We start from the raw sequence: 17,338 nt of genomic DNA on the forward strand, positions 1-17,338 counted from the left end.
GGCTAAGTTAATCTACCTTTGGATTAATTTAGCCTGCTATGTGCATACTCTTTGTCGCCATTAATGCCCATCCTAAGTATCCCTTAATCATCTGTGCCAACCGCGATGAGTTTCACCATAGACCGACCGCGCCAGCGCACTTTTGGCCACCGGAAGAAAACATACTCGCAGGTAAAGATCTGCAGGCTGGCGGCACTTGGTTTGGGGTGAATAAACAGGGACAAGTCGCCGCAGTGACGAATCTGCGCGTACCGCAAAAGAACCCAGAAGCCATGCGTAGCCGTGGCGAACTCATCACTATGACGCTCAACTCTGGGTCGCTCGTGTGCCCGAATTGGCTCATTGAGCACAGTGACAATTATCAGCCATTCAATCTCGTCTTCGGCCAAGGTACTGACTTATATTGTTTTAACAGTATCAATAAAGACACAGTCAAACTCGCCGATGGGTTTCATGCCATTAGCAATGGTGCACTCGATGATATTTGGCCGAAAATGGCGAAGGGACAGCAAGCGCTAGAAGCCGTGATCAATCAGTCCGACAACCTAGAAGTGCAAGCGCTGTTACAGTTGATGAAAGACGACTCCCAACCACAAGATAATGAATTGCCTAACACGGGAGTGGGGATCGAGTGGGAACGGCGCTTAGCCGCGATTTATATTCGTCACCCCGACTATGGCACGCGCTCCACCAGCATTCTGCTTGAAGATGCTGAGGGCGGCATGCATTTCACCGAAGTGAGATACGACGGCAAAGGTCGACAGCTCGGACAGCAGGATTTCCATTTAACCCTACCCGCCGAGCCACCCACTAAGCCAGACTGTTTATTAACGCAAATCTAAACTGAACAACTGTGCAGACTTGTATTGAAACGGCGCACTTTAGTCAGCGCTATTGTTCAATTAAAGCCGTGGCTTAGTCCGAACTATGATCCATAGTGATCACCCAGCGATCGTCAATTTTCTCAATCAACAGGGTAAACACGCCCGTTGGGGCATCTTTTATCCGCCGTAAATCCCAGCGCCCAACGACCATAGCGGCGTAATTGCTGAGCATTTTGATTTCTTTGATCGTGAACTTCAGCTCACCAAGCGCTTCTTTATTGGGATAATTTTTCTTATAGGCGGCAAGTGTATCCTCCCAACCGAAACGGAACTTACCGTTAGAGACAAAGCGCAGTTGCTCGCTCTTCCAGTAGCCTTGCATATAAGCATCGAGATCGCCGCGATTCCAGGCGTCTTCTTGGCCTTTGAGCATCTGCGTAATTTCATCCGTCGGCACCGCACTCACATGGCAAGTCACTAAGAGTAAAAGTGCCGCAAAAACACGCTGCCAGCTAACCTTGTTTAATAGTCCATTTTTCAACATAGTATTGTTCCCCCATAATCAGGTTAAACTGTATTATACCCAAGCTACCTCAAGATACGAGTTTCAGAGCGTCTAGGGTACACCAATTCAAGGCGCTTCAATGAAAGAATGTCGACCACCTTTTGAATTGATGCAACACGGAAGTGGGGTGCCCTAGGCGCTCCGTCCCGGCGGCTGATGTTGATAATGTGGCAACGCATTTTATGCCGTGTTGGCTATTTTTAACTTAGTCCACTAGGTCCGCAAATAGCCGCAATCGCCATGGATGGCGTGAATGCCATTTATGCAGGAGCAATTAAGGGCCTTGCCTAAAATGCGTTCAATTCCCGCTGAATCCTGCATCTTGAGGTTGTTTGGGTATATCGCGAATTCAGCACAGACTATCTTGCTTAAGCCAATTTAAAATCTAAAAAAGCTGATGATATTATTAATTTTTCGACTCTGGGCACCGAACTATGTTTACACCACTTTGCCGTTGGTTACTTAAGCTTTCAGGCTGGCAGATAGAAGGCCAACTGCCCGACTGCGCTAAATACATCATCATAGTCGCACCGCATACCAGTAACTGGGACTTCATCGTGGGTATCTTAGCTCGTGGGGCGCTTGGCACTCGAATTCACTTTCTCGGTAAACACCAACTCTTTATCCCGCCTTGGGGCTGGTTCTTCCGCGCGATTGGCGGCAGCCCAGTGGATAGACGCAAAAACAACAACTTGGTCGATGCCGCAGTGCAGCTGTTTGAGTCGAAAACCGATTATAAGCTAGCGTTGGCGCCCGAAGGCACTCGCAGCCCAGTAACACGCTGGAAGTGCGGCTTCTACCATATCGCCTGCAAGGCTCACGTGCCTATCACTCCCGTTGGCTTAGACTTTAGCCGCCGCACTGTCGTTATCCGTACGCCACTGCAACCCAGTGGTGATATCGCGACCGACATGCACGAGATTTTAAGCTTTTATCGCACCATTAAAGGTCGTCATCCTAAGGTGATCCCTGATTTTGTGGCGAGTGCGGAGCATTAATATTTTCCCCATTTAGAGCGGCACACATGCAACCCGAAACTTGGTTACTCTATCTCTTCGCCATTGTATTGATTGGGATCTCACCAGGCCCCATCGCTATGTTGTCTATGTCCCACGGGATCCATTTCGGCAAGATGCGCAGCATGGCCACCGGTCTTGGCAGTGTGAGTGCCGCTTTAGTCTTGATGATGGCATCAGCGGCGGGATTAGGCGCCATTATCAGCGCCTCAGAATACGGTTTTACCCTGCTAAAATGGTGCGGTTCGGCCTATTTAGTGTTTTTAGGTATTAAGCTGTTGTTGACCAAAAACCAAGGGCAAACCCTTGAGGTTAGCCAATTAAAGGGCAAAGGCACGCCAAAGCAACTTTATCAGCAGGCGTTTCTGGTGGGGATCAGTAATCCCAAGGATTTACTGTTTTTTGCCGCGCTGTTTCCGCAATTTATCGATCTTGCCGCGCCGCAATTACCGCAACTTATGATACTAGCAGCCACTTGGGCCGTGGTGGATTTTAGCTTTGTGATGATTTACGCCAGCATGGCCAATGTGCTTGCGCCCAGCCTAAAGGCGAGCAACAAGCTGCATTGGTTTGACAGAACCAGCGGCGGTGTCTTTCTTACCTTAGCCGCGATTCTTATCTCTCGAAATTAAATCAATAATCGTCGACAGTCATTAACACTAGTCAACCTTAACCGACTTTAAGCTGCGAATATCGTTGCCCGTTGGCGCTTGGAATGCCTGCAGACCAAACTCAGGCAATATCGCAAAAATATGGTCGAAGATATCCGCTTGTATTGCTTCATAAAATGCCCAGCGGGTATCGTTGGTGAAGATATAAACCTCGATCGGCAATCCCTCAGTGGTCGGCGCTAATTGACGCACCATTAAGGTCATTTCCTTATGGATCTTATCGTGACGCTGTAGGTATTCCTGCAGGTAAGCACGGAAGGTGCCGACGTTGGTCAAATGGCGACCGTTCACTTTCATGTCGAGGTCAGACACTCTGGCATTCGACTCACGGATTTCGTTGATTTTGGCGGGAAAATATTCTTTTAAGCAATTGATCTTACTCAGACGCTCGCGCTCTTCCTCGCTCAAAAACTTAATGCTGTTGATATCGATATTGATGGCGCGTTTGATCCTACGACCACCCGACTCAGACATGCCCCGCCAGTTGCGAAACGCATCCGACACTAAGGCATAGGCTGGGATCATAGTGATGGTTTTGTCCCAGTTGCGCACTTTTACTGTGGTCAGCGAGACCTCTTCTACCGCACCGTCGGCGCCGTATTTGTCCATCTGGATCCAGTCGCCCTTGCTCACCATACGGTTAGCCGCTAACTGAATGCCCGCCACGAAACCTAAGATAGTGTCGCGGAACACTAACATTACAAAACCCGTCGCCACACCTAAGCCGCTGAGGAAGTACACAGGCGACTGATCGGCCAAGATGGAGATAGAAACGATAATACCGACAAAGAATAAAAACAGCTTAGTTAACTGCACAAAGCTTTTAACGGGTAAACGCCGGCTCACCAGATTCACATCTGAAATTTCATCGACCGCATCTAAACCCGCATAAATAGCGCGGATCATCAGCACCACCAGCCAAATACTCAGCAGCCGATCGACTAAATTACTTAAGATTTGATGTTCGGTTAAGGCGATGGGCACTAATAGATTGAGCACGATTGCAGGCACTAGCATGGCCAGCTTTTCGAGCACCTTGTAACGCATGAACACGTCGTCCCAGGTAACTTTTGAGCGCAGGATCACCATGTTGACCGCACGTATGACTACGCGTCGAACAATGAAATAAGCGATGCCCGCGAGCAGTAAGCAGGCAATGATCATGATGCTGGTTGATATGCCGTCCGAGGGTTGGCTATCAATCCCAAAGCCCGCTAACCATGCCGAAATTTCGAGCCTTATTTCCTGATCCACAATTCCACTCCAACGTAGGCGCTAGCGCAACAAACCCATACAAAGGTAACCGCCGAGTTGACCTCGGTTAATGTCACCCTAGAAAATACTGATATCCAAACACAATAAATTTACAAACACTTATTTTAAAAGAGATTTTAGCATTTTGAATTGACCGAGCACAAAGGAAAATGAACAATCTTCAACCTGTTCCCAAGGAAATTATCCCATGAGTCGTTATTCATCTATGCTAGCCTGTCTTAGCTTTGGACTATTGAGCCTAAGCCAACCACTTCAAGCTGCCGAATATAGCACTTCGAAGCCATTGGTAATGTCAGATAAATCAGAGAAAACCGCCAATCCTTCTTATATCGCCCTCATGCTGGATTATGTTCCCGCCGCAGACAATCTCTACGGCATTACATTAGCACCCTATCATTTCGATAATAATTACCAGCAATGGGGCTATTACCTAGGCTATGCCCGCAGCCGAGAAACCGATGTAATAGTGCCAGAACCCGCGCTGTCATATCGCCAAGAAAGCCTCTTTCGCTTAGGGTTAAGCTACAGCCTCACTGCCGACTTAAGCTTTTATGCGGGCGGCAGCGGCTATATCAGCACTGTGTCTTACACGAATAACATTTCACCCAAAATTGTCGATGGCAAACCCACATGGGAAGAAGATAAAACCACCCGTTGGGGCGCAGAAGCAGGGCTAAGATACCGCATTACAGAACATTTCATCCTGAGCGCGGGCTATAACTCCAGTACAGAATCCACAGTTTTGAGCATAGGTTACGCGGGCTAAGCTCCTAGCGACTGGGCTTGAGCGATTTATTGGGTTAGCTCGGCTCGTGCCTTAGCAAGCTCCAATTCCGCTTCGGCAACCTTATTGCGTTTCTTATTGATTTTATCCATAGAACGACCTTCTTCTATGGCTTTAGCCAACTCGTTTTGGCGCTCAGTCAGTTTTTCTTCTAAGGCCGAAACTTTGGCAACGCGCTCGGCATATAAGCTGTCGTCATCACAATGGGTTGAGACTTCGTAATAGGCCTTTTCGAGCCCGTCAACTTTATGCTTATTGCCCGCCGCTTTCGCTTGGGCAAGTTCGCCACTGATGGCTTCTAACTTCGCCGCGCAGCCCACTTTAGGGGTTTCATCGGCCCATGCTGTCGCGCTCAATGCCAAGCTAATAACGACGCCATAAATTCCATGTTTAATCTGCATATTAATCTCCTCACGCTTAATTCATTGATCATTGCCGCTATCTGACTGTGTCCTGTCACCGCGCTATCAATATAGTGCCACACTCAGTGAGCTCAATCTGTATTCGAGTCAGTATCTTCCAGCTAAATCCACTTTATTCATCAAAACACGACTTAGACAGTGACTAATATGCGGCAAATTGTTTATGTTAGGGCAGAATATTGACTCAGACGGATATCGGAGCCAGAAAATTAATGCAAACTTCATTACGCCTTAGCGCACTTAGCTCATTGTTATTGCTAACATCATCGGTTATGGCCGCCGACGTAGCTCAAATCACCCTAGAAAATGGCGCCCAAGTCAGACTCAAAGACGACTTTACCTGGGAATATGTGATCACAGAAACCAAAGCTGCGCCCAATGCCTTAGCAGCGACGGCAGTGAGCACCTCAAGCAATATTGCCAGCGTCCCAAGTGTTGCACTTGCCGCTCAAACTGTGGCTGCGCCTATTACCACCTTGACTGCCACTGCGATTGCCCAGCCTGAGCTATTAGGCTCGACCGCCAAAGACGGGATCAAAGTCAGCTTTGCCGAAGGTCAATGGAAAGGCGATAAACTCGGACTCAGTTTCGATCTTGCCAGTACCAGCAATGAACACGTGACCTTAGTCGAAGTGGAAGCCAGCTTCTTCGCCGATAATGGCACTTTGCTCAAAATCGAAAAACTCGAAGTATGGGAAGCCATTTTCCGCATGCCTGAAACCTATCTGCGTAAGGGCGAGCAGCGCAAAAGCAGCGTGATTTGGGTCGAAGGCATAGATAAAGCTCAATGGCAGAAGCAGTTAATTAACCTCAAGATCACTGAGATTAACTCCCGCTAACACGGCGAATAAGTAAGGGATTGCGAGCCCGTTTTCAATCCCTTATCAGTACTTTTAGCGAATGTTATTGCTTTGTAGTGCTAGAGTTCAGGTAGAATAACCACACACTAACGCCCTTATTTTGAGCTCACAAGCAAGATGCATAATCTGATATCCAATCCAGCATTGTACCTTGCTGCTACGCTCTGTAGTCTCAGCCCCTTGTGCTTAGCCGATACGGTTTTCTTGCTCAATGGCGATAAAATTAGCGGTGAAATCAAAGAATTCAACGATCAAGATTTAATCATCAAAACCAGCTATGCCCCTAAGATTGCCATTCAGCGCAGTGCTATTCTCAGTTTTGAAGTCTCAACGCCTAAACCTTGGAGTGTCGGCCGCTCAATACAGGACATCAGTATTCAGGCTTCTGAACAACATGGCATGGTATTGATTAATCACCAACAAACCCCAGTGGATGAGCTGAGATTTTCCCAACACTATGCGGACTCAGCTTGGAATTATAACGGCAACGTAGAAAGCTCACTCGATGTCACTAAAAACAAGAAAAATAGCCAGAAGCTGCATGTCAAAGGGGATATCACAGCCGAAACCCTGCAATGGCGACACAATCTCAAGACCGAAGTGCGCTACGAGACCGAAGATGACGTGACAAAGCGCAACACCTTCGAAGGACATTATTCATTAGACTATCTGATCAATGAACATTGGCTGTTACGTCAGGAAGATTTTTATCAACAAGATAAGCTCGGCATAGATAGCCATAGCTATTATGCAGCGCTCGGTCCTGGTTATCGTTTTTGGGGTGCTGGGCGCGATAAATTAGACTTCGTCGTAACCTACAACCATTTTTGGCTTGAACAACATTCCTTTAAACTAGAACTAAATGCTTGGGCTGCATCGCTTAACTATAAACAGTATTGGTTTGGTGGCATTTTAGAATCCTATGCCGATCTGCAAATTGCCTTTCCAGATATGCCTGCGATTAATTACATCTCAAACTCGACCGTTGGACTTAAATATCTGCTCACTCAGCGGATTTATTTGTCATTTAAATATGACTTCAACGACACTCAAACAGTGATAGGTAATACCAGAGATACCAGTTACACCTTAGGATTAGGGGTAAATTTCTAATCCTCACTCCTGATACGCTAACCTGTACGCCATAGGATGCCCATCATTCAATTGCAGTAAATCCCATAAATTACCGTAGAGATCTTTAAACACAGCGACTGTGCCGTAGTCTTGCTCTTGTGGCTCGCGCGCAAATTCGACGCCATCGGCGACCATGCGGCGATAATCACGCCAAAAGTCATCAGTATTCAAGAACAAGAACACCCGACCACCCGCCTGATTACCGATAAAATCGAACTGCTCTGGCTTAGAAGCCCGCGCTAACAAAATAGACGCGCCCTTAGAACCCGGCGGCGCAACGACGACCCAGCGCTTATCTTGCTCGGCTTGATAAGTGTCCTCGACTAATTCGAATTTTAATTTATTCACATAAAAATCAATCGCCTCATCGTAATCTCGTACGACCAAGGCGATATGCACAAGGGCTTGTTTCATGGCGACCTTCAATTAACGCTATTTGGTCACCAGTTTACACGTCATTTCTGGCGCTTCGAAGCCCCAAACCACTTTCGCTTCGCCTTGATGTTCCCAAAGACTTTCATTGCGGCCTTGATACTTAGCACCACTGCCGCTGGGTTGTACAAACATCAATGAAGTACTATCACCATGTTCAGCAATTAGAGTCGCGGGTTCGGTTTTAAAATAAGTCACCACGACTTCATTAGCAGGATTGCCGTTACAGGCATAAAACACTGGGCCGGTCATATCGACTAAACGGTACTGCGCCTGCAGTTCGGCAATACGGGTTTGATAGCTAGCTTCAATACACGCGTGTTTATCGTCGCTCTTCCAACACTCATTACGGCCTTTCACCCAACCACGCTGCATCGCTTTTAAAGTCGGTGGCTGTTCATTCTTTGCTTTTTCAAGCGCTTGGCTGTAAACCTCAGCTAAGTTATTATCGAGTTGGCTCAGTCCCGCATCCTTACAGACCATAGCTTCGATACTGCCCGCATCGACTTTTGTGCAGTCAAAGGACGGCACATCGGCCGCCATCGCTCCTGTACTTAACGAACTCACCATCACAACGGCGGCGCAATACCGAGTGAAGCCCAGCCGATTATTCAACATCTTATTGATTAATTTTGCCATCTCAATTCCTTTATTTTCTGTAGGTTACTTCAACGCTTGCCATAGCTAAGCCTATAGCGGCTTAACCTAACCTGACTCAAAGAGTCATGCCTTAAATTGCACTCAAAATAGTGTACAAATCGTGATTAAATTCACCTTTATCTCAACCTCACGAGCACTTCATTCTAGTGCTAACAATCAAACTCGGCGAAAGAAATACGTCGACTTAGCCACCCGTGTCCACCAGCCTGAACGGACACATTAGCGGACACTCTTACGCCTTCTCGGCAACAGTGCGCGGACACTTAAACAATTATTACATTGATAATTAAGATTAAATTTTTATGGCACAGATTCTGCTATGGCAGGTTAATGCAACTCTGGCATAACCCGCCGATCCACATAGCCATACAAGGAAGCACTATGAATACACGCACTCAACTTATGGGCGGTCTGTTTATTCTCGCTCTGATCCCAACCACCATTTGGGCGACTCAAACAAAGGGCCAAACAACGAGCAACAGTGCCGATGGAGGCATATCAGTCATCAGCCAATCAGTGCTCAGCCAAAGTCAGCCAGATTTCTCATGGATTTATGTTCAGCAAGATGGCGAAATGACTATCGGCGCTGGTCACAGTGACGATTGGGAGCAACTTGAACGCCAAGGCAATCCTTATCATGCCGATTATCTGTGGGTGAAAACCGCAGGAACGCCTTACGTGATCACAGATCCCGCCATAGTGGCGCAAATCAAAACCGCCATCATGCCTATGCAACAACAGGGAGAAAAAATGCAGGCAATAGGTGAACAGCTGCAGCAAAAAGGCGATGCGATCAACAGCCAAACTCAGCAACTTTTACTCAATGTTGCGACCGAGAATGAAGATCCTAAGATACAGGCGGAGATCGACAGCCTGAGCGCATCGATGGACTTGCTGGATCAACAAATGAATGAGCTAGGCAAAGTTCATGAAAGCCTTTCCAATACCGCAGAGAAGCAAATTGTCAGCCTCGCTCAAGCAGCCATTAAAGCGGGCACGGCGATAAAGGCACCTTAACCGTCTTTGGAAAACAGCCAGCGCATTTGCCAACAGGCAAAAAGCCGCAAGATCCTGACACAAGCTTCCTACGCCAGTCGCGCATAATGCTGATTTAACCGAATCACAGAACGGTTAATTTTGGCATTACGCGTGATAGTGGTTGAATTTTCGAGCGAAATTGACTATTTTCACGCCGCTTGTCACTTCACTAGGAAAAGGATCAACATGGAACAAGTTATTACCCCAACCGCAGGGAAAGATAATCCGATTCAAATGACAGAAATTGTCTATTCGAAGGAAAAATCGCTATTCACTCTGTTAGCGATTATCTCTGGAATCGTTTGGGCAGCATTGATCATAGGCACTTTGGGCATGGCCCTGCTCTATGTGTTGATGTTTTTCATTATTTATCTCTTCAGCCACTCCGCTTTTATCAGCTACCTAAAAGGTACGGCTGTCGAAATCAATGCAGAGCAATTCCCTGAATTACATAAACAATACTTAGCATGCTGCGAACGTTTAGAAATGAAAGAGCCACCACGGGCTTACTTGTTGGCCGCCGATGGCATGCTCAACGCGCTGGCAACCCGCTTCCTCGGCCGTAACTATATCGTGTTGTTTTCATCGATTGTGGATGCGCTTGAGTCCGATAAAGATGCACTTAACTTCTATATCGGCCACGAATTAGGCCATATTCGCCGCAATCATATTGGCAAAGCACCCTTTTTAGTCTTCGCCACTTGGTTGCCTTTAGTGGGCGCGGCTTATTCTCGCGCCTGCGAATATACCTGTGATCTCCACGGGTTACGTTGCTGCAACAGCTTACGTTCTGCCACCAATGCCGTCGCCGTATTAGCCGCTGGCGTAGAACAATGGAAACGTATGAATGTGGATCAATATATCCGCCAAACTCGCGAATCGAGTGGTTTTTGGATGTCACTGCACGAGCTTAACGGCAGCTATCCTTGGCTGACTAAGCGTATGGCAAGAGTCGACGCCAAAGCACAAGGAACTGAATACACGCCGCCATCGCGCAGTGCATGGGCGTTTATATTTAGCCTCTTTATGCCACGCATGGGCACGGCAGGCGGTGGACTCATTATTTTTGCTGCGATTATTGGAGTTGCCGCCGCAGTTGCGTTGCCAGCATACAAGCAATATCAAGAAAAGATGAGTGCAGCCAGCAGCTTTGAAGCCCCGGCAGCAACCGAAGCGACACCAGCAGCCATGACAGTGCCTGACGCGACACTCGCCATTGCCAGTATCGATCAGCAGCACCAAGCATTAACGCCGATCACCGACATCTTAGTTGGCTATTATCAAACCAACCAAGCATGGCCAACTGAATTAGATGCCCTAAAGCTGACGGACGAGCAGATAGCGACATTTAATCTGTACACAGATGGCATAGTCGGCTTTGTAGGAAGCGAAGCCCTCGGTGATTATCAAGGCTACGAAGTCTATCTATCGCCACAAGTTGATGAGCAAAGTAATATCACTTGGGTGTGCAGCAGTAGCGACATTCCCGACGAATATCTGCCGCTAGATTGCCAAGGCTAAACCTGAGTTAACTCAATTAGACATCGACTGAAGGCTGCTTCCACTGAGGAAATTAATTGTATTTCCAAAGGAAATAGTAAAAAGGCACAAACATAAGTTTGTGCCTTTTTCAGTTTTACGCCTTAGCGAAAATCAATCGCTAACGCTGGATCAGATAACGGATCGTTGGTCCATTCTGCTCAATTTCCAACACTTTATAACCATGATTTTTAGCGTCGAGGGGAATATTGTTGATGGACTGCGGACAGTCACTGATCACCTCGAGGATTTCACCGGGCTTTAACTTAGGCATAGCTTCAAGGGTGGCCACTGCAGGATAAGGGCAAGGTTCACCGACCATATCGAGTTGATAATCTGGAACATATTGATTCATTACGCCGCCTCCGCTAGCAATTGTTCATCACGCTTCGCCTTACGAGCAAAGAAACGTTTTTCCCATAGCAACATAGCGCCAAAGGAAAGTCCCAGCAGCACATAGGTCAGCAATAAGCCGCCCCTATCACCAAAGCTGGTTAATAAATTCACTTTGTCCCAGTTGGTCGCTAAGGGTTGAGCTAAGTCATCCCAGTAATACGCCAGTAAAGTCGAACCTAACACGTTGCCTAAACCGACCCACCAGAAATGCACTTGGCCTTCAACTGCACGGTACATCCAGCCCGTTTCACAACCACCAGCAAGCACAATACCAAAACCAAACAGCAAGCCGCCGATCACCGCATTAGGACCCGCCCACATAATTTTAGGTGGCACCCCCAGTTGCACATAGCTGTAAATGCCTATCGCACTGACCGCCATACCTAAGATAATGGCCTTCGCCATATGAGTACGACCAGTGATCCACATATCGCGGAACGCTGAGGTAAAGCAGATTTGTGCCCGTTCAATTAACAGACCAAATCCGACTCCGCAAAGCATAGCTATGCCGAGTTTAGGCGCATTGAACATAGTCAATAAGCCCCAACCGACGATGCCGACAAACACTAACATACCGATGCGGAAACGACGTCGAGCCTGATTTTCATCCTGCTTAATCGAAGTCGCTTTATTCACCTTCTTCAGCTTTACCGGAATACGGAACATAGGCAGTAAGGTAAACCTTGCGCCAAAGTAAGATCCGGCAGCAGTCGCCAGAGCAAAGAACCAAGCATGCAACGAGAACTGCGGAATACCCGTGAAGAAGGCAGCAAGGTTACAACCCATAGCCAAGCGGGCACCAAAGCCAGCAATAATGCCGCCGATCAGCGCCTGAGCAATACGAATACGGCTCTGTGGCATACGCAGTTTGACGTTATTGGCCCAGAGCGCAGCAGCAATACAACCACCAAACATACCGATAATCATCATGCCGTCGATACGATCTAAAGGAGACCCCTGCAGACCTATCACTTTGAAATATCCCCAGGTTTCAGGCTCTGCGCCAAAAAACTGCATCAAGTGCCCGCCCCAACGAGTGAATTCCCCAGTAACAGCCCAGAAGGTTCCAGTCAGACCAAAATAGTAAGTAGAAAGGATACCCGCAGCGATCACCGCTGGCATAGGAGCCCAAAAACGAACTAAGTATTCTTGTTTAAATTGTTGCCATGTCATGTCATTACCCTAATGAACGAGACTATAAAAAAATAAGCACAATGCGCTTATAACCTTTATGCCACAATGATTTAGGTTGTTATATACAACGCCAATCTTAAGTGGCCTCACGCTTAAATGGCTTTGGCTAAGCTAGCGCAGTGCTGTCCCAACAGTCGATAACCGTGGGTGTAGAGCGTTGCCCTGCCATTGCGGCAAAAACCGATAAGCGTGATATTGCTTTTCTCTGCTAATTCCAACGCCAGTGAAGTCACGGCGGACATAGCAAACAGAATTTGGATATTGGCACTGGCGGCCTTTTGCACCATTTCAAAACTCGCGCGACTGGTGAGCAATACGGCCACTGGACGTTCCACATTGTGAGCGGAAAAGGCGCCAATTAACTTGTCGAGTGCGATATGCCTGCCTATATCCTCATAGGCGGCGATGATCTGTCCTTGATGGTTAAGCCCCATGGCAGCATGCGTCGCGCCCGTCAGCTTAAAATGCTGTTGATTATCTTTAATTTGCCCAAGTGCGACTTGTAAGTGGCTGATGTCGAATCTGGCATCTGAGTCTACCCGCATAACAGGCTTGACGGCCTCTTCGAGCTGGGCGACGCCGCACAATCCACAACCTGTGCGTCCCGCCATATTGCGCCTTTGTTGTTTGAGTTCCATAAAGCATCGTTGGTTGATTTCCACTTGGATCAACACGCCTTCACGGGTGAATTCGAGTTCTACCCCTTTGATGTCATTGATATGGGAAACGATACGTTCTGACAGCGTAAAACCTATGGCAAAGGCTTCTAAATCTTGGGGGCTCGCCAACATAACGGTATGGGCGATGCCGTTATAGACCAGCGCAACCCGTACTTCATTGGCTAAGTAATCAGTCAGCTCAGATGCGTGTCCATGCTCTAACAGGACCACGTTTCTTTCAGTAACCACTTCATGTGAATGATATTCCATAGCGCCCCTCTAAAACTATAAAATCAAATAAAAACAATTAGTTTGATGACAATTTAAGACTTGTATCACAAACCCATAAACTAAATACGAATCGCCTTGAATCATCTTTACGCATTTTCTACTATCCCTAGGTCTTCTATTGGAAGAACGTCGTCTCCGGTGAGGCGTCCGGATTTCAAATCCGGGTAGGGCTGCCAGCAGTCCTGGGTAGGTTCGACTCCTATGTTCTTCCGCCAATTCTCATGGGAGAAAAAAAGCTCCGCGTCGCGAATTTCCCGGCTATTACTGCGATATTTCCTACGGGTAAAACCACTTCTGTCAAAAAACTCAAGCAGCTGAATGCTGACCTTGCGACCAAGCCCTATTAAGTCTTTAAATTCAGCAGTTTCGAGCTTGCCGTGTTCAGCGACGTGAGTACGCACTAAGCTGGCGTAATAGCAAAGTTGTTCACTGAGTAAATACCTATCTTTCACCACTGCAGTAATAAACCCCTGTTGCACCAGCTGGAAACACAGCAGCCTTAATTTGGCAGGTTCCAGCTCAAGGTATTCGCCCATTTCGGTAACCCACACAGGGGCAGTTTGCTCGGCAAGCCAAGGCGCAAGTGCCTGCCAACAATGCTGCGCCTCAGCATCGAGCACTATTCTGTGCTCGGCCAATTGCAACAGGGCGCCACGCAATACCATGCGCCCCTCTTGGCACAGCGTATCGAGCACTTTATTGGCTAATTCGGGCGGCAAAGCGCTGTGGCTCATGCGTTGCAGGCGATTACGTCCCAGTCCAAGTTGGTCGGGATGTTGTTGATGGAACTCGCTCAGTAAGGAAACAAACTGTTGTTTTTCATGCTCAAGTAAACGTGTGGCCACGGCAAACTCACCAAGACGGACTAAACCCGCTTGGGCTAAGAGCATAGCGAGCCCTTCGTCGGTTAATTGCCAACGCCACGCAATTTCAGCAAGTTCTAGTGCCTGAGTTTGACCGAGTAAAGCCACCACATGGGCTGGATTATCCAAGCGCGCTACTTGCTGTAACCTCGCAACTCGTTCAGGCGTGCGCTTCTTACGATTGGGTACTTTAAGTGCCAATACTCGCCCTGCACCTAAAGTCTGTTTACCGCCAATGTGGCGCAGGACGATGCGGTCGTCTTGACATAAAAGTAGCGGCTTTTCGAGTACCAACTCCGCCAGATAAAAACCTTCAGCATCAGCTTCATTTAACAGCGAAACTCGCCCTAAAGTATGATCAGCGCCATGGTGACAGTGAACATTTTGCCAATGCACCAAGGGCTCAATACCTAATAAATCGAAGACTCGAATATGCACCACAGGGCGGCTACAGAGCTCAGCTTGAGGCAAGCTGCTCAGCCAATCGCCGCGCTCGGGCGACCTATGGTTATCAACTCCGGTTAAATTGAGTGCTACACGTGTCCCCGTGACGGCCCTTTGGGCTTCTTGTCCCTGACAATGGATGCCTCGTACTCTCAGCTTGGCCTTTTGTCCTGAGCTAAAAAGACTATCACCCACGCACACATTGCCGCTGATCACTGTGCCCGTAACCACACAACCTGCGCCCTTCACACTAAAGGCGCGATCGAGGGTCATCCTAAAACTGCTGGCATCCTCAGCTCGCTTAGACTCCTGCTCAGCTAAGTCAAGAATATGCGCCTTCAGCGCGGCCACACCATTGGATGCTAAGTCAGCAGTTTCACTCGCTGACACCTGAAAAACACCACTGGACTCAATGCCATACTCGGCCAGCAAAGTGAGTCCATCGGCGACAAGCTGCTCAGCCATATCACTATCAACCAGATCTCGCTTAGTCAGCACTAAGGTCAAACTGTGAAGCGGTAAGAGCGCTAGGATTTGCAGATGTTCGCGGGTTTGCGGCATAACGCCATCATCACAGGCCAGCACGAGTAAGGCATGGCGAGCATGACTCACGCCCACCAGCATGTTGTTGATAAATTTTTCATGCCCAGGCACATCAATAAAAGCGAGGCGCGAACCATCCCTAAGCGGCATAAACGCATAGCCGAGATCGATCGTCATACCGCGGCGCTTCTCCTCCGGCAGACGATCGGTATTCATCCCAGTCAAGGCGCGAATAAGCGTACTCTTGCCATGATCGACATGACCCGCAGTTACAATGATCACAACTGCATACCTAATGTGCTCAGCTCGGCAAGTAGCTCGGCTTCGCTATCAAGACCGCGTAAATCTAATCTGAGTTGATCGTTACTCATTCGACCGATAACAGGGCGTGCCGCCTGCTTAAATTGTTGTTCTAACAAACTTAAACTGCCGCCATCGAGTGCAATAAAACACAGCGCCACTGAGGGTAAAAAAGTATCGGGCTGCGAGCCACTGCCGACCTGTGTTTGGCACTCGACTAACTCAATGCGATAGCAAGGTTCAAAGTGTGGAACCAAAGCTTGCTGTAAGCGACGACCAATCTGCCATAACGTCTCTTGGCTACGGGCAAATTTCGCCATAATGGGCAGCTCAGAGTCTAAGGTTTCAGGGTTAAGATAGTGGATCAATGTTGCCTCTAACGCCGCCAAAATCAGCTTATCGCAACGTAGGGCACGCTTTAGTGGATGACTCTGTAACTGCTTAATCAGCGACTGTTTACCGACAATTAAACCCGATTGAGGACCGCCCAATAATTTATCGCCAGAAAAACTCACTAAATCGACCCCATCGGCCAGCATGGCTTGGGGCGTAGGTTCTTGCTTTAGACCAAAGCGGCGCAGATCAGTCAGTGAACCGCTGCCAAGATCCGAAATGAGTGATATGCCACGCTCACGGCATAACTGACCCAGCCTTGCCTCCTCCACTGCGGCAGTAAAACCACTAATATGATAATTACTGGTGTGGACCTTCATTATCGCAGCGGTATTTTCAGTAATTGCCTGCTCATAATCCTTAAGGTGAGTCCGATTGGTGCTGCCGACCTCGACTAAGGTGCAGCCCGCTTGGCGCATAATGTCAGGGATGCGAAACGCGCCGCCAATTTCCACCAACTCACCACGGGAGACTATGACTTCTTTCCCCGCAGCCACAGCTGACAGCATCAACAACACAGCTGCGGCATTGTTATTCACGACACAACAAGCCTCGGCACCCGTTAAGCGCTGGATTAAAGCACTGATTGCATTATCCCTGTGACCACGTTCACCTGCCGCAAGCTCAAACTCCAGCGGTGTGGGGTAGCGCATAACAGAAGTCACGGCTCGAATCGCCGCCTCTGATTGCTGCGCTCGGCCAAGGTTGGTATGCAGTATGGTGCCAGTAAGATTCCACACAGGTATTAAGCTGTGGCTGTAGTCTTTAGACAGTTGATCAACCAAACATCCGTGCAATTGCGCAAGCTCGCCACACCATGTCGGCAACCGGCGCTCACTGCCAATTAAGCTTCGCGCCGCCTTTAACTGGCTATCCAGCGCCGTCTTTACTGCCACTTTGCCGTAAGACTGCTGCAATACGACAAAGCTAGGCTCCGCCAGTAAGCTGTCCATTGAGGGCAAAGCGCGGTACAAGGCTTGTGGCGTTTCGGGTGCTTGGGTCATCATCTGTGTCATCTTGTTTAAGTTATTGCCA

At 48.2% G+C, this 17,338-nt stretch carries 17 protein-coding genes and 1 tRNA gene; 9 read left to right on the forward strand and 9 right to left on the reverse strand.

The features are described from left to right. Positions 1–38 precede the first annotated feature (38 nt). Entirely contained in the window at positions 39–842 is an 804-nt protein-coding gene (locus BM607_RS19345) for an NRDE family protein (protein ID WP_071940546.1), read from the forward strand. Between the two features lie 73 nt (positions 843–915). On the opposite strand, the gene BM607_RS19350 is transcribed toward BM607_RS19345, so the two are convergent. Further along, positions 916–1,368: a nuclear transport factor 2 family protein gene (locus BM607_RS19350; RefSeq protein ID WP_006083706.1), complete on the reverse strand. Its 453-nt coding sequence runs from the start codon at positions 1,366–1,368 to the stop codon at positions 916–918. A gap of 455 nt (positions 1,369–1,823) precedes the next feature. Here BM607_RS19350 and BM607_RS19360 point away from each other — a divergent pair, with 455 nt between their 5' ends. Together BM607_RS19360 and BM607_RS19365 are read left to right on the forward strand one after the other, a co-directional pair. Further along, complete coding sequence (locus tag BM607_RS19360; RefSeq protein WP_071940547.1) at positions 1,824–2,387, forward strand: lysophospholipid acyltransferase family protein; 564 nt, start codon at positions 1,824–1,826, stop codon at positions 2,385–2,387. 26 nt (positions 2,388–2,413) lie between these two features. Beyond that, positions 2,414–3,037 carry a LysE family translocator gene (locus BM607_RS19365; RefSeq protein ID WP_071940548.1) on the forward strand — a complete coding sequence of 208 codons (624 nt, stop codon included), beginning with the start codon at positions 2,414–2,416 and terminating at the stop codon, positions 3,035–3,037. 27 nt (positions 3,038–3,064) lie between these two features. Here BM607_RS19365 and BM607_RS19370 read toward each other — a convergent pair whose 3' ends face one another. Then, positions 3,065–4,330: a mechanosensitive ion channel domain-containing protein gene (locus BM607_RS19370; protein ID WP_006083709.1), complete on the reverse strand. Its 1,266-nt coding sequence runs from the start codon at positions 4,328–4,330 to the stop codon at positions 3,065–3,067. A gap of 208 nt (positions 4,331–4,538) precedes the next feature. Here BM607_RS19370 and BM607_RS19375 point away from each other — a divergent pair, with 208 nt between their 5' ends. After that, positions 4,539–5,117 (forward strand): hypothetical protein, encoded by a 579-nt coding sequence (locus BM607_RS19375; RefSeq protein WP_071940549.1) that lies wholly within the window; start codon positions 4,539–4,541, stop codon positions 5,115–5,117. Positions 5,118–5,143: 26 nt separating this feature from the next. Here BM607_RS19375 and BM607_RS19380 read toward each other — a convergent pair whose 3' ends face one another. Beyond that, positions 5,144–5,536 (reverse strand): DUF1090 domain-containing protein, encoded by a 393-nt coding sequence (locus BM607_RS19380; protein ID WP_071940550.1) that lies wholly within the window; start codon positions 5,534–5,536, stop codon positions 5,144–5,146. 233 nt (positions 5,537–5,769) lie between these two features. On the opposite strand from BM607_RS19380, the gene BM607_RS19385 reads away from it, so the two are divergent. Then, on the forward strand, positions 5,770–6,396 hold the full coding sequence (locus tag BM607_RS19385; RefSeq protein ID WP_071940551.1) for a DUF3157 family protein: 627 nt from the start codon (positions 5,770–5,772) through the stop codon (positions 6,394–6,396). 138 nt (positions 6,397–6,534) lie between these two features. Next, positions 6,535–7,530 (forward strand): DUF481 domain-containing protein, encoded by a 996-nt coding sequence (locus BM607_RS19390; RefSeq protein ID WP_071940552.1) that lies wholly within the window; start codon positions 6,535–6,537, stop codon positions 7,528–7,530. 3 nt (positions 7,531–7,533) lie between these two features. Here the strand turns inward: BM607_RS19390 and BM607_RS19395 are convergent, their stop codons facing one another. Continuing rightward, complete coding sequence (locus BM607_RS19395) at positions 7,534–7,965, reverse strand: VOC family protein (protein WP_011982063.1); 432 nt, start codon at positions 7,963–7,965, stop codon at positions 7,534–7,536. Between the two features lie 18 nt (positions 7,966–7,983). Continuing rightward, positions 7,984–8,622, reverse strand: a complete 639-nt coding sequence (locus BM607_RS19400) for an MliC family protein (RefSeq protein ID WP_011982062.1) — start codon at positions 8,620–8,622, stop codon at positions 7,984–7,986. 402 nt (positions 8,623–9,024) lie between these two features. On the opposite strand from BM607_RS19400, the gene BM607_RS19405 reads away from it, so the two are divergent. Beyond that, complete coding sequence (locus BM607_RS19405; RefSeq protein WP_071940553.1) at positions 9,025–9,660, forward strand: hypothetical protein; 636 nt, start codon at positions 9,025–9,027, stop codon at positions 9,658–9,660. Between the two features lie 207 nt (positions 9,661–9,867). After that, positions 9,868–11,202 carry a M48 family metallopeptidase gene (locus tag BM607_RS19410; RefSeq protein ID WP_071940554.1) on the forward strand — a complete coding sequence of 445 codons (1,335 nt, stop codon included), beginning with the start codon at positions 9,868–9,870 and terminating at the stop codon, positions 11,200–11,202. Between the two features lie 139 nt (positions 11,203–11,341). Here BM607_RS19410 and yedF read toward each other — a convergent pair whose 3' ends face one another. The 3 genes from yedF to fdhD form a co-directional block, all read right to left on the reverse strand. After that, entirely contained in the window at positions 11,342–11,575 is a 234-nt protein-coding gene (gene yedF / locus BM607_RS19415) for a sulfurtransferase-like selenium metabolism protein YedF (protein WP_006084883.1), read from the reverse strand. Continuing rightward, complete coding sequence (gene yedE / locus BM607_RS19420; protein ID WP_011982059.1) at positions 11,575–12,789, reverse strand: selenium metabolism membrane protein YedE/FdhT; 1,215 nt, start codon at positions 12,787–12,789, stop codon at positions 11,575–11,577. The genes yedF and yedE overlap by 1 nt, the downstream gene beginning before the upstream one ends. 113 nt (positions 12,790–12,902) lie before the next feature. Further along, positions 12,903–13,739: a formate dehydrogenase accessory sulfurtransferase FdhD gene (gene fdhD, locus BM607_RS19425; protein WP_006084880.1), complete on the reverse strand. Its 837-nt coding sequence runs from the start codon at positions 13,737–13,739 to the stop codon at positions 12,903–12,905. A gap of 141 nt (positions 13,740–13,880) precedes the next feature. Here fdhD and BM607_RS21955 point away from each other — a divergent pair. Beyond that, a tRNA-Sec gene (locus BM607_RS21955) sits at positions 13,881–13,975 on the forward strand. Between the two features lie 1,913 nt (positions 13,976–15,888). On the opposite strand, the gene selA is transcribed toward BM607_RS21955, so the two are convergent. Then, positions 15,889–17,310 carry an L-seryl-tRNA(Sec) selenium transferase gene (gene selA, locus BM607_RS19435; RefSeq protein WP_071940556.1) on the reverse strand — a complete coding sequence of 474 codons (1,422 nt, stop codon included), beginning with the start codon at positions 17,308–17,310 and terminating at the stop codon, positions 15,889–15,891. Between the last annotated feature and the right edge of the window lie 28 nt (positions 17,311–17,338).

The organism is Shewanella sp. SACH (assembly GCF_001887095.2).
GTDB classification, from domain to species: domain Bacteria; phylum Pseudomonadota; class Gammaproteobacteria; order Enterobacterales; family Shewanellaceae; genus Shewanella; species Shewanella baltica.